This is a genomic window from Micromonospora sp. WMMD1076 (assembly GCF_029581475.1).
Taxonomy (GTDB): domain Bacteria; phylum Actinomycetota; class Actinomycetes; order Mycobacteriales; family Micromonosporaceae; genus Micromonospora; species Micromonospora aurantiaca.
In genome coordinates, this window is the sequence record NZ_CP120862.1 from 4,927,774 (window position 1) to 4,943,825 (window position 16,052).

The 16,052-nt window shown below is 75.2% G+C and carries 5 protein-coding genes and 1 pseudogene; 2 read left to right on the forward strand and 4 right to left on the reverse strand.

What is annotated here, in order from left to right; all coding sequences use genetic code 11:
- The first annotated feature begins 8 nt into the window (after positions 1-8).
- Positions 9-8,180, forward strand: a complete 8,172-nt coding sequence (locus tag O7622_RS22945; RefSeq protein ID WP_282310263.1) for a non-ribosomal peptide synthetase — start codon at positions 9-11, stop codon at positions 8,178-8,180.
- A 426-nt stretch (positions 8,181-8,606) separates the two neighbouring features.
- Here O7622_RS22945 and O7622_RS22950 read toward each other — a convergent pair.
- The 4 genes and pseudogenes from O7622_RS22950 to O7622_RS22965 form a co-directional block, all read right to left on the reverse strand.
- Positions 8,607-8,816 (reverse strand): annotated as a pseudogene (locus O7622_RS22950) (MbtH family NRPS accessory protein); the annotation flags it as partial.
- 46 nt (positions 8,817-8,862) lie between these two features.
- A complete protein-coding gene (locus O7622_RS22955) occupies positions 8,863-9,246 on the reverse strand; it encodes a VOC family protein (protein WP_282310264.1) in 384 nt (127 codons plus the stop codon).
- Between the two features lie 4 nt (positions 9,247-9,250).
- Complete coding sequence (locus O7622_RS22960; RefSeq protein WP_282310265.1) at positions 9,251-13,807, reverse strand: non-ribosomal peptide synthetase; 4,557 nt, start codon at positions 13,805-13,807, stop codon at positions 9,251-9,253.
- Positions 13,808-13,933: 126 nt separating this feature from the next.
- Positions 13,934-14,512 carry an LmbU family transcriptional regulator gene (locus tag O7622_RS22965; protein WP_282310266.1) on the reverse strand — a complete coding sequence of 193 codons (579 nt, stop codon included), beginning with the start codon at positions 14,510-14,512 and terminating at the stop codon, positions 13,934-13,936.
- Positions 14,513-14,987: 475 nt separating this feature from the next.
- Here O7622_RS22965 and O7622_RS22970 point away from each other — a divergent pair, with 475 nt between their 5' ends.
- The gene (locus tag O7622_RS22970; protein ID WP_282310268.1) at positions 14,988-16,031 is read left to right on the forward strand and encodes a glycosyltransferase; all 1,044 of its coding nucleotides are present in this window, start codon (positions 14,988-14,990) and stop codon (positions 16,029-16,031) included.
- Positions 16,032-16,052 lie beyond the last annotated feature (21 nt).

A 16,052-nucleotide genomic window follows, 5' to 3' on the forward strand; every position in this document is an offset into this window, starting at 1 on the left:
GTTGCTACATGGCACTGCACCACGGGTCCGCGCCGTTGCTCGACGTTCTGCGGCGGCGCGCGGAGCGGGAGCCGGAGCGGGTGGGGTACCTGGAGGCGACCGACGGCGACGAGCCGCCGCGCGGGCTGTCGTACGCGCGGCTCGCCGACCGGGTCGAGGAGGTGGCGGCGGCGCTGCGGGCGGCCGGGGTCCGGCCCGGCGAACGTGTCGCGCTCGCCCTGCCGGGCGGGTTGGAGTATCTCGTCCGGCTGCTCGGCTGCCTCGCCGCCGGCGCCGTCGCGGTGCCGCTGCCGCCCCGCGTGCGGGCCCGGGACGAGGACGAGTCACCGCAGGCGCGGCTCGCCGCCCATCCGGTCGTCCGCGCCAGCGGTGCCGTCGCCGCGTTCACCCCGGCCGGCCCGCTCGACCTGCGCGCCACCGCCGATCCGGCGGCTGCCGCGCCGGCGCCCGAGGGCGTGGCCGTGTTGCAGTACACCTCCGGCTCCACCGGCGCGCCGAAGGGCGTGATGGTGACCCACGACAGCATCGCGCACAACCTCGCCGCGATCACGGCGGGCATGTCGCTGACCGAGGCCGACCGCGCCCTGGTCTGGCTACCGCCGTACCACGACATGGGCCTCTTCGGGGGGCTGCTGTCGCCCGTCTGGTCCGGCATGTCGATGACGCTGCTGTCCACCGAGGTCTTCGCGCGGCGGCCGCTGTCGTGGCTGCGGCTGGTGAGCGAGCACCGGATGACGTTGTCCGGCGGACCGAACTTCGCCTTCGACGTGTGCGTCGACCGCATCCCGGCCCAGGAGCGGGCCGCGCTGGACCTGTCCTCGTGGGAGATCGCCTTCGTCGGCGCCGAGCCGGTCCGGGCCCGCACCCTGCGCCGCTTCGCCGAGGCGTTCGCCGTCGCGGGCTTCCGGCCCGAGGCGTTCTACCCTTGCTACGGCATGGCCGAGACGACGCTCATCATCAGCGGCGGCCGTCGTGGCGGCGGGCTGCGCACGCTGCCGCCCGACCGGCCGCGCCGGCCCGAGCAGGTTTCCTGCGGCCGCGCCCTGGGCGGGCTGCGGGTGCGGGCGGTCGACCCGGACACGGGCGCTGAGGTGCCGCCCGGCGACGTCGGCGAACTCGTGGTCAGCGGGCCCAGCGTGACACGAGGCTACTGGCGCGACGAGGCCGCGACCGCAGCCGTGTACGGGCCGGACGGGCTGCGCACCGGAGATCTCGGCCGGATCGTGGACGGCGAGGTCTACCTCACCGGCCGGCGCAAGGACACCATCGTCGTACGCGGCCGCAACCTCGCGCCCGAGGACATCGAGGAGGTGGCTCGGGCCGCGCACCCGGCGCTGTCGGGCAGCGTCGTGGCCGCGTTCGCCGTCGACGACGGCACCGAGCGGCTCGTGCTCGCCGCCGAGACGCCGACGCGCGGGCCCGGCGCGACCGATCCCGCCCCGCTGCTGGCGCGCCTGCGCGCCGCGATCGGCGACGCCTTCGGCGTGCAGCCCCACGCCGTGCTCGCCGTACGCCGGGGTGGCCTGCCCCGCACCACCAGCGGCAAGGTGCGCCGCTCGGCGAGCCGCGACCGGTACCTCGACGGCACGCTGCGGGTGCTCGCCGAGGACCGGCTGCGCGACGCGCCGGCGCGGACACCGCCGCTGCCGGACCGGGCCGACCTCGACGCGCTGCCCGCCGCCGAGCGGGTCGCCGCGGTGGCCGCCGCTCTGCGCACCCGGCTGGCCGCGCTCACCGAACCGTCCGGCGAGCGGCCCGACGGGCTGCTGGACGACGACGCCTCGCCGGTCGCCGCCGGGCTGGACTCGCTCGCGACGGCCCAGCTGTACGGCGACCTCACCGCCGCGTGGAACGTCGGGCTGCCGATGTCGGCGCTGAGCGCCGCCGCGTCCGTCACCGAGCTGGCCGAGGCCGTCGTCGCGCACTGGCCCACCCGCACCGGGACGGGCCCGCTGCCCGGCGGCCTGCCGAGCCGGGAGGCCGGACAGCCGCCGGACCACGAAGCGGGCGAGAGCATCGCCGCGGCGAACACGGCCGCCACGCGGTACCTGGAACAGCGCCGCCCGGGTACGTCCATGTACGTCCTCGGCCGGGCCTTCCGGCTACCCGCCGACGCCGATCTCGACGCGCTGCGGGCGACGCTGCGCCTGCTCGGGGCGCGCCATCCGGCGCTGCTCGGCACGCCGCCCGGCGGGTCCACCCCCACGGGCGAGCTGCCGCTGCACATCGTCGACGCGCGCGGCCGCGACCGGGCCGAGGTCGCCGCGCTCGTCCGGGCCGCCGCCCGCACACCGTTCGCGCCCGCAGACGCGCGGCTGCGGGCCACCGTCGTCGACGCCGGTGCCGACCGGTTCCTCGCCCTCGCCGCGCACCACACCGCGGTCGACCTGTGGTCGGCGTCGATCCTGGTCGGCGAGTTCGCCGCCGCGTACCGCGCCTTCTCGGCGGGCCGGGCACCGGAGCTGCCACCCGCCGGTCCCCCGCCGGCCGCCGCGGCGGCCGGCGGCACCGACCCGGCGGCGCTGCGCGACTGGTGGGCCCGGACGCTGCGGGAGCACGAGGACACGGCGCTGCCGGTCGACCGGACCGGCGACGGCACGCCCGGCGGACCGGCCGGCGCCGTGCGCAGCCTGCTGCCCGAGGTGGCCCGCGACGACGTCGCCGCGGTCGCCGCCGCCCTCGGTACCACGCCGTTCACGGTGCTGTTCACCGCCGTCGCCGCGGTCCTTCGCGGATACGGCGGGACCACCGCCGTCACGGTCGGCGTGCCCGTCGCCGCCCGCACCGATCCGGCGGTACGCAGCACCGTCGGCTTCCTCGCCAACACCGTGCCGATCCGCGTCGAGACCACCGGCGCGCGCACCGCCGCCGACCTCGCCGCCCGGGCACACGCCGCGATCACCGGGGCGCTGGACCATCACGCGCTGCCGTTCGCGCAGATCGTCGCCGCCGCCGGTGCGTCCCGGCCCGACGGGGGCAACCCGCTGTTCGACGTCATGTTCGTCTACCACGCGCCGCCGTCGTTCGCCCCTGACGGCACCGCCGCGCTGGCCCTCGGTGCCGCCGGCGAGCGGCTCGACCTCGGCGGGCTCGTGCTCACCGCCGAGCCGGTTCCGCCGACCGACGCCCAGGTGCCGCTCTGCGTCGAGGTGGCGCACACCGCATCCGGCACCGCCGTCCAGGTGCGTTACGCCGCGGACCTGTTCGACGCGGCGACCGCCGCCGCCGTCACCGCCCGCTGCGCCGGGGCCGTCCGCCGGGTTCTCGCCGACCCCGCCACCCCACTCGACGCGCTGCTGGCCGACGACGCCACAGCGGCACCCGCCGCGGCGGCGATCACGGCCGGCCCCGACCTGCTGGCCCGGATCGACCGGATACGGCGGCGCGACGCCGTCGCCGTCCGGCACGGCGCCCGCTCGGTCACCTACGCCGCACTGGAGCGGCACAGCACCGCCCTGGCCCACCGGCTGCGCCGCCTCGGCGTCGGGCCGGAGGTCGTCGTCGGCGTCGCGGTGTCGCGCACCGAGCGGCTGCCGCTGGCGCTGCTGGGCATCCTGCGGGCCGGCGGGGCCTACTGCCCGCTCGACCTCGCCCTGCCCCCGGCCCGGCTCGCCGCAGTGCTCGACGACGCCCAGCCCGCCGTCGTCGTGACCGAGTCGGCGCTGGCCGACCGCGTACCGGCCGGGCCGCGTCGACTGCTGCTCGACGACCCGGACGAGCACGGCGACGGCGCCGCCGGGCCGCCGCAGTCGCTGCCGCCCGCGGTCGTGCACCCCGACCAGCTCGCGTACGTGCTGTTCACCTCCGGCTCCACGGGCCGGCCCAAGAGCGTCGCGCTCACCCACCGCGGGCTCGCCGCGTTCGCGGCCTGGGGTGTCGGGGCGTACCGTGCCGACGAGTGGCGGGCCGTACTCGCCGGCACTCCGCTGAGCTTCGACCTGTCCGTCTTCGAGCTGCTCGTCACGCTCGCCGCCGGCGGGACCGTCGTCGTCGCCGACCACGCGCTGGACCTGCCCCGGCTGCCGGGCCGCGAGCACCTGACGCTGCTCAACACCGTGCCGTCCATCGCCGCGCACCTGCTGCTGGACGGCCTGCCGGCCGGGGCCGGCACGGTGAACCTCGCCGGGGAGCCGCTGCCGGCCCGGCTCGCCGCCGAACTGCACCGGCACGGCGTGCGGCGCGTCGTGAACCTCTACGGCCCGACCGAGGCGACGACGTACGCCACCGGCGGCGAGGTCGACCCGGCCGGCGGTCGACTCGTCGACATCGGCACCGGGCTGCCCGCGGTCACGGCGGTGGTGCGTACCCCCGCCGGGCGGCCGGCCGGCGACGGGGTCGTCGGCGAGCTGCACCTCGGCGGCTCGCACCTGGCCCGCGGCTACCTCGGCCGTCCCGCCGGCACGGCCGAGCTGTTCGTGCCCGACCCGGCCGGCGGGGGCGGGCGCGAGTACCGCACCGGCGACCTCGCCCGCCGTCGCCCCGACGGCACGCTGCTGTACCTCGGCCGCGCCGACCGGCAGGTCAAGGTGCGCGGCGTGCGCATCGAACTCGACGAGGTCGAATCCGTCGTCGGCGCGCACCCGGGCGTCGCGGAGGCGGCGGTCGGGGTGCATCGGCCGACCGCGTCCGACGCCCTGCTCGTCGCCTACGTGGCCGGCGCCGCGACCGACGCCGAGCTGCGCGAGCACGCCGCCGCGCGGCTACCCGCGACGATGGTGCCGGCCCGCTGGATCCGCCTCGACCGGCTGCCGCGCAACCGGCACGGCAAACTCGACCGGGCCGCCCTGGCCGCCGTGCCGGTGCCGGTGGCCGAGCCCGGCCCGGAGCGGCCCGCCAGCCCGGCCGAGCGGCTCGTCGCCGGCGTGTGGGCGGAGGTGCTCGGCACGGACGAGCCCACCCCGGACACCGACTTCGTCGCCGCGGGCGGGCACTCGCTGCTCGCCATGCGGCTCGTGGCGCGGATCGAGGAGCGCACCGGCGCCCGGATCACCCTGGACCGGCTGTTCGACGCGCCGACCGTCGCCGGGGTCGCCGCGCTCGTCGAGAAGGCACTCGCCGCGACGGCGCCCGCCGGGACAGCGCCGGTGGAGACACCGGAGGAGCACCCGCTGACGTTCGCCCAGGAACGGATGTGGCTGCTGCACGCGCTCGACCCGGACAGCGCCGCCTACCACGTCGCCGCCGAGGTCCGCTTCGACGGCCCGCTCGACGCCGCCCGGCTGGAGCGCGCGCTGCGGTCCGTCGTCGACCGCCATGCCGGGCTGCGGTCGTGCCTCGTGCCCGGCGGCGTCGCCCAGCGCGTGCTGCCCGCGGACGGCGCGCCGTGGGTCGCGCTGCCCGCCGACGACGTGCCCGCCGACGACGCCGACGCGCTCGTGGCCCGGTTCGCGCGGGAGCCCTTCGACCTCGCCGCCGCGCCACCGTGGCGGGCCCGCCTGCTGCGGGTCGCACCCGAGCGCCACCGGCTCGTCTTCGTCGCCCACCACGCGATCTGCGACGGCTGGTCGCTGGAGCTGCTCGCCGGGGACCTGACCCGGGCGTACCGCACGGACGCGCCGCTGCCCGCCGCCCGCCCCGCCGGGCACGTCGCCGCGGCGCAGCGGCGGCGGTGGGCCGGCACGGCCCGGGCCGAGCTGGACTGGTGGCGCGAGCGCCTCGACGGCCTGCCCGACCTGCGCCTGCCCGCCCACGGGCGGCCGGCAGGCGGCACGCGACGGCCCGCCGGGCAGGTCCACCACGAACTGCCCGCCGACGTCGCCGCCGGCCTCACCGCGCTCGCGCGGACCGTCGACGCCACCCCGTTCACCGCCCTCGCCGCGCTCGTCGCCGCCGCCCTCGGCGGGCACGCCGGACAGGACCGGTTCGGCATCGGGCTGGCCGTCGCCGGGCGCGGCGGCGCCGACACCGCCGACGTGTTCGGCTGCCTCGCCAACACCGTCGTGTTGCGAGCCGATCTGACCGGCGCGCCGTCGATGCGTGAGCTGGTGACGAGGATGCGCCGCGAGCTCGTCGGCGCGCTGGCCCACGGCGACGCCCCGTTCGCCGACGTGGTCCGCGTCGCCGCGGCCGGGAGCACGGCGACCACGCCGCTGTTCCAGGTGATGCTGGGCGATCAGCCCGCCGGCGTGTCCGTCGACCTCGACGGGATGACGGCCCGCACGGTGCCGCTGTCCACCGGCACGGCGAAGTTCGACCTCAGCGTGCTCACCGAGACGCTGCCGGGCGGCGCGGTCCGGCTGGGCGTCGAGTTCGACGCGGAGATGTTCGACGCGGCCACCGTCCGGCGCCTCACCGAACGTGCCGTCCGGCTGGCCGCCGCGGTCGTCGACGCGCCCGACCGGCCGCTACCCCACCTGCCGCTCGCGGACACCACCGACCTGGCACTCGTCGACGGCTGGGGAGACGGCGGGCCGGTCCCGGACCTCGGCACCGGATGGCTGCACGAGGCCGTTCTCACGGCCGCGTCGCGGGTGCCGGACCGGATCGCGGTCGCCGCGGCGGGCGTGTCCCTGACGTACCGCGCGCTGCGCCGCCGGGTCGCGCTGCTCGCCGCCGGGCTGCAGGCGCGCGGCATCGGCGCCGAGGACCGGGTCGCGATCTGCCACTCGCGCACGGTGGACCTGCCGGTGGCGATGCTCGGCGTGCTCGCGGCCGGCGCCGCGTACCTGCCGGTGCGCGACAACGACCCGCCGGAGCGGCGCGCCGCCATGCTCCACGACGCCCAGGCGCGGCTGGTGCTCGCCGACGCGGAGACCGCGAGCTGGCTCGACGGGTACGGCGTGCCGGTGGTGAGCGTCGACGAGCTCGTCGCCACCGCCGAGCGCGACACCCTCGCGGCGGACCCGGCGCATCTGGTCGATCCCCGCCAGCTCGCCTACGTGCTGTACACCTCCGGCTCGACCGGCCGTCCGAAGGGGGTCGGCGTGACCCACGAGGGCGCACTGGCGCGGATCGGCTGGGGCCTCGCCACGTTCGACCGGCACGAGCTGGCCGGGCTGCTCGCCGCCACCTCGCTCGTGTTCGACCTGTCGCTGTTCGAGCTGTTCACGCCGCTGGCCGCGGGGGGCACGGTGGTGCTGGCCGAGTCGGTGCTCGACCTGCCCGCGCTGCCGGACCGGGACCGGGTCACCATGGTCACGACGGTGCCCTCGGGCATGTCGGCGCTGCTGGACATCGACGGCTGGCCCGCGACCGTGCACACCGTCGGGCTCGGCGGTGAGGCGTTGCCGCCACGACTGGCCCGGCGCGTGTGGGAACGCGGGCCCCGGCGGGTGGTGAACCTCTACGGCACCACCGAGGACAGCTTCTGCTCGACGTGGGTGGAGCTGCACGCCGACGACGCCCTGATCACCACCGGGCGGCCCCTTCCCGGCTCGCGCGTCGTCGTGGCCAACGCGGCGCTGCTGCCCGTGCCGCCCGGCGTACCCGGCGAGATCGTCTCGGCGGGTGCTGGCGTGTCCCGCGGGTACCTCGGCCGTCCCGGACTGACTGCGGACGTCTTCGTGCCGGACCCGGCCGGCCCGCCCGGGCGTCGGCAGTACCGCACCGGCGACCGCGGCCGGTGGACCGCGGCCGGGCTGGAGGTGGCCGGCCGCCTCGACCACCAGGTGAAGATCCGCGGGCACCGCGTCGAGCTGGGAGAGGTCGAGGCGGCGATCGCCGCGGTGCCCGGGGTCGCCGAGACGGTGGCGCTCGTCGACGGCGTCCCCGGCACGTCCACCCACCGGCTCGTGGCGTTCGTGCGCCCGGACGGCGAGCACGGGGCGCTGGACGCCGCCGCCGTACGCGCCGAACTGCGCCGGCGGCTGCCCGACTACATGGTGCCCGCCGCGTTCGTGTTCCTCGACGTCATGCCGCACACGCCGTCGGGCAAGCTCGACCGGGCGGCCCTGGCGGCGCTGCCGATCGCCGGGGCCGAGGGCACGGCGGGCGCCGGCGAGGCGCCCCGGGGCCGGACGGAGACCGCGGTCGCACTGGTGTGGCAGGGCATGATCGGCGTGCCCCGGGTGACGCGCGACGACCGGTTCTTCGAGCTCGGCGGCGACTCCCTGCTCGCCGCCCGGATGACGACCCGGCTCAATGACCGCTTCGGGGTGGCGGTGCCGCTGCGGCAGATCTTCGAGGACGACCGGCTCGCGGCATTCGCGCGGCGGATCGACGAGGGACTGCGGGCCGGGTGAGCACGACGCGAACGGGGCCCGGCCACGCGGTGTGGCCGGGCCCCGCCGGTGGTGGCCTCAGCGCCGCCGTAGCCGGGCGTGTCCACTCAGCGTGGTGACGTCGACGGTGGCCGCACAGCGCACGTCGACGAAGTCCAACGTCAGCTCGCCGTCGAGGGTGAGGCTGTCGGCGCCCGCGTCGAGGTCGGCGCGAGGACCGTCGGCACCGCCGGTGAGGCGCACCCCGAGTTCGGCGCCGCCGTCGGTCTGCGGGAACCGCAGGTGCACGTAGCCCGCGTCGAGCGCCTCCCGCAGCCGCTGCGGCGAGGCGGCCGGGCGCAGCACCAGCTCGACCGGATGATCGCCGGCGCAGAGCCGGGTCACGAGGTCGGGCCCGTCGTCACCGGCGACGACAGGTGCGGGGACCGGCACCGCCACGGACCCGTCGGCGGCCCGTTCGGCGAGGGCACGGCGCAGGCTCAGCGGCCGCATGTCGGTCCATACCTGGTCGATGTGGGCCAGGCAGTCCTCGCGCGCGCCGACGAAGCCGGTGTGGTACCAGCCCTGCGGCGGTTCCAGCCGGGTGGGCCAGACCGAGTACTGCTCCTCGTCGTTGCGCACCACCTGGTACGCGTCGTGGTCGATGGCGCCGGTCATGAACGGTTCTCCCTCCGTGGGCCATTCGGCGGGCCGGCCGGGCCGGTCAGTCCCGCACGCACAACTCGTTGCCCTCCGGATCCGCGAGCACGGTCCAGCCGTCGTGCTCGCCGAGCACGGAGGCACCGAGGGCGACGAGCCGGGCGACCTCGCCCGGACGGTCCTCGGCGTGCAGATCGAGGTGGACGCGGTTCTTGGTGGTCTTCGGCTCCGGCTGGAGCACGAAGAAGAACCGCGGTCGCACGCCGGGCGCGGCCTCGACGAGTACCGTCGGGTCGTCCTCGGGGTCGAGAACGCCCGTGCCGGCCAGCCGGGCGAGTTCCTCCTCGTCGTAGGGCGCGACGGCGTACCCGTCCAGGGCCGCGGCCCAGAACCGGGCCAGCGACGCGGGGTGGCGGCTTTCGACGACGACATCGTGGATGGTGGCCATCGCGTCAGCCTGCCACGTCCGGCGGGTCACGCCGCGCCACTGCGGCGAGGGCCGGCGCCGGATCGGCGGCGACGGCGGCGAGCACGGCGCGGTACTCCTCGATCAGCCGGTGCACCACCTCCGCGGGGTAGACATCGGTGGCGTGGGTGACTGTGCCGTGCAGCCCGTCGGACCGCAGCTCCATCGCCATCGCCAGCTCGACGTCGGCGCGCCCGGTGTCGACGTCGACCGCGCCGATCGCCACGCCGGGCGCGGGCCGCAGCCCGGCGGCGTCGGTGAGCAGGTCGAAGGTAACCGGGGACGGCGCCACGCCGGGCACGACGGACAGCGGCACCCGCTGGTCGGCATAGGCGTCGACGACGGCGTCGTTGACGCGACGCAGCACCTCGCCGAACGTCGGGTCGCCGCCCAGGTCGACGCGCAGCGGCAGGGTGTTGACGAAATGGCCGACGAGCGCCGCGGTGCCCGGTTCGACCCGGTTGGCCATCGGCACCCCGACCACCAGGTCGACGCCGCCGGTGAGGCGGTGCAGCGTCACGGCGAACGCGGCGAACAACAGCACGAACGGAGTGACACCGGCCTCGTCCTGAAGCGCCCGCAGACGGGGCTCGATGGTGCCGGGGACGGTGAAGCGCCGCGCCGCGCCCACGCCGCCGGGCGACCACGTCTGCGCCCCGCCGGTCCGGCCGGGCAGCCGCAGCGGACCGGGCGCGCCGGCGAGACGGTCGCGCCGGCGCCGCACCGCCGACGCCGCCTCCGGACCGGCCAGCCAGTCGCGCTGGCGGCGGGCGTGATCGCGGTAGCGGACGGTCAGCTGCGGCAGCGGCCCGCCCGCGTCCGCGGCGTCGCCCAGCACCAGCAGTTCCCGGCCGAGCACCGCGCGGGAGGCACCGTCCCAGGCCAGCGGGTGGGCGGTCACGACAAGCACATGATCATAGTCGGACAGCCGCAGCAGGACTGCCCGCACCATCGGACCGCGGGCGAGGTCGAACGGCCGCCTCACCTCCGCCGCCACGACCTCGGCGATCGCCGCCTCGCCGACGTCGATCATGTCGACCGCCGGCTCCAGTTCGGCGTGGACGACCTGTTGCGGCTCGCCGGCGGCGGCGTCGACGGTCGTCCGCAGCGGCTCGTGGCGGCGCACGACGGCGCGTACCGCGTCGAGGACCGCCTCGGGGTCGACGATGCCGATCAGCCGGGCGGCGAGGGGCTTGTTGTACCAGCCGGTGCGCTCGGCCTGCTCCCACAGCCGCACCTGCTGCGGGGTGAGCGGGAAGCGCTCCGGGTCGTCGTCGCGCGGCTGCCGGGCCCTCTCGGCGTGTGGCGACCTGCCCTCGAGGTGGGTGGCGAGCGCGGCCACCGACGGCATCTGGAACAGCGTGCGCAGCGGCACCTCCACGCCGAGCACCTCGGCGATCCGCGACTGGAGCGCCGCCAGATGCAGCGAGTTGCCGCCGAGCTGGAAGAAGTTCTCGCGCACGTCGAGGTCGGCCACGCCGAGGACCGGCCCGAAGACGTCCTCGACCAGCCGCCGCTGCATGGCGGTGCGGGCGGTGGCGGCCGGGCGGTCCTCGTCCGGCCGCGACGCGGTCAGCGTCGCGGGGTCGGGCAGCGCGGCCCGGTCCACCTTGCCGCTGGGCAGCAGCGGCAGCGCGTCGATCGGCACGATCACCTGCGGCACCAGGTACGCGGGCAGGAGCCGCCCGAGCCAGTCACGGATCTCGCCGGAGGTGAACCCGGCCGCACCGGCGGGCTGGACGTAGGCGACGAGGTGTTTGGAGTCGGTGGAGTCGCCGCGCACGGCGACGACGGCCTGCCCGACGAGCGGGTGCGTGCCGAGGGTGGCCTCGATCTCGCCGATCTCGATGCGATAGCCGCGGATCTTGACCTGCCGGTCCACCCGGCCGAGGAACGACAGGACGCCGTCGGCGCGGTAGGCGGCGAGATCGCCGGTGCGGTACAGCCGGCCGCCGGGGTGACGGGCGAACGGGTCGGGCACGAACCTGTCGGCGGTCAGGCCCGGCCGGTGCAGGTAGCCGCGGGCGAGACCGGTGCCGCCGATGTACAATTCGCCGCCGACGCCGACGGGCACCGGGTGGAGCCGCTCGTCGAGCACGTACGCCTGGTGGTTGGGCATGGGCGTGCCGATCGGCGGCATCCGGTCGTACGGCCGGTCCAGCTCCATCAGGGTCATCATGACTGTCGCCTCGGTCGGGCCGTAGCCGTTGATGAGCCGCCGCCAGGGCCGCTGCCAGCGGGTCGCGAGCGGGCCGCCGAACGCCTCGCAGCCGATGAACTGGACGCGCAGCGAGGGCGTCGCGTCGGCGTCGAGGAGTTCGAGCACCGCGGGCGGGATGTCGAACACCGTCACCTGCTCCGCCTGGACGAGCCGGGTGAGCGCGTGCGGGTTGAGCACTGTCTCGCTGTCGGGGATGACCAGCCGGGTGCCGCCGCAGAGGGCGATGAAGATCTCGAGGACGGACACGTCGAAGCAGACGGTGGCGTACTGCAGCACCGCGTCGCCCGGGTCGACGCCGATGTCGTCGAGGGTGGAGCGGATCATGTTCGCCACGGCGCGGTGCGAGATCATCACCCCCTTCGGCCGACCGGTCGAGCCGGAGGTGTAGATGACGTAGGCGAGCGCGTCCAGCGGGACGTCCGGCAGCGCACCGGTGCCGCTCGCGGGCGGCAACGCGTCGACGGCGAGCACGGGCGCCGGCTGCGCCGGCAGGACGTCGCGCAGCGCGCCGGTGGTGAGCACGGCCGCCACGGCGGCGTCGCTGAGCATGGCGGCGATCCGGTCGGCGGGGTGGGTGGGGTCGAGCGGTACGTAGGCGGCGCCGGCCTTGAGGATGCCGAGGATTCCCACCGGCAGCGCGACCGAGCGGTCCACGAACAGCGCGACGAGCGTGTCCGGACCGACTCCGGCCTCGCGCAGCGCACGGGCGACCAGGTCGGCACGCCGGTTCAACTCCCGATAGGTGAGCTGGCCGTCCGGGGCGCTCACCGCGATCGTGTCGCGCCACCGGGCCGCCGCCCGCTCGACGAGCCGGTGCAGGCTCTCCAGTTCGTGCGCGACCTCTGTGGCGTTCCACTCGCCGGTGACGAGTGCCGCCTCCGCGGCGTCGAGCAGGGGCAGGTCCGACACCGCCTGGTCCGGGTCCTGCGCGACGGCGGTCAGCAGCGTGGTGAAGTGCCGGGTCATCCGCTCGCAGGTCGCCGGATCGAACAGGTCGCTGTCGAACTGGAGCCGTCCGACCAGCTCACCGTCGAACTCACGCAGGTCGATGGTGAGGTCGAACTTGGCCACGCCGTTGTCCAGCTCGACGGGGCTCAACGTGAACGGACCGAACCGCTGGTCGGTGGGCGGGCTGTTCTGCAGCGCGAACATGACCTGGAACAGCGGGTTGCGGCTGGTGTCGCGGTCGGGCTGCAGAAGCTCGACGAGCCGCTCGAACGGCAGTTCCTGGTTGGCGTACGCGGCCAGCGCGACCTGCCGGACACGCGCGACGGCCTGGCGGAAGGTCGGGTGGCCGGACAGGTCGGTGCGCAGCACGAGCGTGTTGATGAAGCACCCGATGAGCGCCTCGGTCTCCGGCGTGGTCCGGCCGGCCACCGGAGTGCCCACGACGATGTCGTTCTGGCCGCTGTAGCGCGCGAGCAGCACGTCGACCGCGGTGAGCACGACCATGAACAGGGTGGCGTCACCGGCCCGGGCGACCGCGCGCAGCGCGCGGGTGGTCGTGGCCGGGATCCGGACCGGGCAGGTGATGCCGGCCAGGCGTTGCACGGCGGGGCGCGGGTGGTCGGTCGGCAGCTCCACCGTGCGCGGCGCGTCCCCGAGCCGGTCCCGCCAGTGCCCGAGCAGTCGCTCCAGCCGCTCGCCGCTGAGCCGTTCGCGCTGCCAGGCTGCGAAGTCGCGGTACTGGACGGGCAGCGGCGGCAGCGGCGATTCCCCGCCGTCGGCGAGAGCCTGGTAGATGGTGGCGATCTCGCGGACGAGCACGTCGTCGGACCAGCCGTCGGAGATGATGTGGTGCGTCAGGTGCAGCAGCAGATGCTCGTCCCCGCCGAGGCGCAGCAGCCAGGTGCGGAACAGCGGGCCGCCGGCGAGGTCGAAGGTGTCGGCGCGGTGCTCGGCGACGAACCGCTCGGCGGCCGCCGGTGGGTCCGGCTCGGCGTGCAGGTCGACCAACTCCACCGCGACCGGCACGTCGGGGAGCACGACCTGGCGCGGCTCGCCGCCGACGGTGGTGAAGCGCGTACGCATGATCTCGTGCCGGCGCACGACCTCGGCCAGGCTGCGTCGGAACGTCTGCGGGTCGAGGGGCCCGCGCAGGCGCACGGCGAGCGGGATGGTGTTGTACGCGCTTCCGCCGCCGAGGAAGCGGTCGAGCAGCCAGAGCCGTTCCTGGGAGTAGGCGAGGACGGCCGGCCCGTCGTCGGGCAGGCGGGGTATGCCCGCGGACCCGGCACGCCCGGCGGTCCATCGTCGCAGCAGCTCCGCCCGCGCCGGGTTCAGCGCCGCCCGTCGCCCTGCGATGTCCGCCGTTCCGGCCATCGTTCACCTCCGTGGCTCGACTGTGGCTGGCCCCGGGCTCCGACCGAGGCTCGGACTGCGCACTACCGGAGCCGAGGGGCACCCGGTGCTCCGGCGCGTGTCCCGCCGGCGGGACACGCGCGGGGACTACGCCGCGGAGCTGTGCGGTGAGGCGGCCGCCTCGGCCCGGAGTGCCTGCGCGGCGGCCCGGTCGAGCGCCGCGACGATCCACTCCCCGAAATCGGTGGAGCTGCGGTCGGCGGCCGCCTGCCAGCGCTCGAAGCGGTCGTTCGGAACGCTCACCCGCGGCAGCACGGCGGCGCTGGTCGCGGCGGTGGGCGCGAGGCCGCGCCGGCCGGCGCGGACGTGCCGGCGCAACTGGTTGCGCGACCAGCCGTGCCGTTCGGCCTCGTCGAGCCAGTGGTCCTGCTCGGCCGGCACGAGCGACGCGACCTCCGCGTGGTGCTGGAAGCTCAGCCCGTCCCGCCGCCGACCGAGCTCGAAGCGGCGGGCGACCCAGGCGTAGTTGCGCAGCGTCTGGTAGTCGAGGTCGGCCATCTGGATCGCCTGCAGGTATCGGTCCGCGTACTTGTGCTTGCCGTACACGAGCCAGTCGCCCAGGCACCACGCGGTGGAGTCGATGATCCTCGACAACTGCCGGCCGGCGCGCTCCCAGCCGTCGAAGGAGAGATCGCCGGGGATGCGCAGGCCAACCGGCGTGATCATGACCTGTCGCGCCGCGGAGGACGGTGCCGGGGCGACGTCACCCAACGCGACGCAGCCGTTGCGGGGCGCGCGGGACGGATCCTGATCTCGGTTCTGCTGGGTCTCGGGACCTGACATAAAGAGCCCCCGTTCAATTGTTGACCGCGAAGCCGTGTATCACGGACGAACACTGTCTTCGCGACGAAAAAGGCGGCCGAATAGCACCCTCTATGCATGGGTCGCTATCGATATGGAGGCTACGGGGGACGCGTAGTTCGAGTCAACCGAATCGTCTCAGTGGATAGACGGCTCCGACTTCGTGACGCTCAGCAACGGCATTGCACGACGGCGCGGCGGGCGCAACCCCTGCAATCACCGTGGCCGCCCGGCGACTGCCTCGTGATGACAAGACCTCGACAGACGCCGCGCCGTTGGCGAGCATCCTCGTGTGGCGGCCCGGACCAGGGCCGACCGGTCCCGTGGGCAGGGGTGACAGGTGACGACCGAGGGTTCCGCGGCGTCCGGCACGCCGCTGGTGAGCGTCGTGGTGCCGTGCTACAACGGCGCGGAATACATCCGGCACGCCGTACGCAGCGCGCTTGGGCAAACGTATCCGAATATCGAGGTAATCGTCGTCGACGACGGTTCCGTCGACGACAGCAGGGCCATTCTGGAAACGACTTTCGGTGACGATATCGCGATCGTCAGCAAACCCAACGGCGGTCCCTCGGCGGCCCGGAACGTAGGGTTGCGAATGGCGAACGGCGAATATGTGCAATTCCTCGACGCGGACAATGTGCTGACCCCGGCGAAGGTCGCCCGGTCGGTCGAGGCGTTCGCCGCCGAACCGGATGCCGACATCGTCTTCACCGCCATGCACGAACCGCGGGACTACGACTTCACCGAGGCGACCACATTCCCGGAAGAGGATCTGGCGCAGACCGTCGAGCGGATTATGGAACGCACGTACGAACTGGTCTTCCCCGGCACCGGCATACCCGCGCTGGAGACCTCCCAGCCGCTGTTCCGGCGGAACAGACTGCTGGACCACGGCGGGTGGGACGAGACGCTCACCGTCGTCGAGGACACCGAGCTCGTGTGCCGCATGGTGATGCGGGGCGCCCGGATCCGGCACATCCCCATGGTCGGCGTGATCTATCGCGACCACCCCGGCGACCGGGTGACCAACCGTATGCGCTTCGACAACGAAGCCTACTTCCGCTCGGTGCTAAAAATGATCAAGGTGGCCCGGGAATGCGGCTGGATGAACGGAGCCGTCCAGAGCTTTTCCATGCGGTATCTGGTGTGGATCGCCGGGCTCGAATGCGTCCGGCAGGGCAAGCGCGACCATGCCCGGCGTTACCTGACGGTCGCCCGCGAAATCAGTCCGGCCCTGCCCGGTCCGCTGCCGTTCCGGGCGGCGGTGAAGGTGCTCGGCCCGCTCGGCGCCCTCAGCGTCGTCGGTGTCCTCGTCAACCTCGCCATGAGAATCGCGCCCCGCCGCACCCGGGCGGCTCTCGGCATCCCGGAGCCGGACTGACCTGACGGAGCCGGAAACAGG

What these genes read in the sequence shown, in the direction of transcription:
- O7622_RS22960 (WP_282310265.1), bottom strand. Translation starts at nt 13,807, where the DNA reads ATGGCCGGAACGGCGGACATCGCAGGGCGACGGGCGGCGCTGAACCCG.
- O7622_RS22965 (WP_282310266.1), bottom strand. Translation starts at nt 14,512, where the DNA reads ATGATCACGCCGGTTGGCCTGCGCATCCCCGGCGATCTCTCCTTCGAC.
- O7622_RS22945 (WP_282310263.1), top strand. Translation starts at nt 9, where the DNA reads ATGGCACTGCACCACGGGTCCGCGCCGTTGCTCGACGTTCTGCGGCGG.
- O7622_RS22955 (WP_282310264.1), bottom strand. Translation starts at nt 9,246, where the DNA reads ATGGCCACCATCCACGATGTCGTCGTCGAAAGCCGCCACCCCGCGTCG.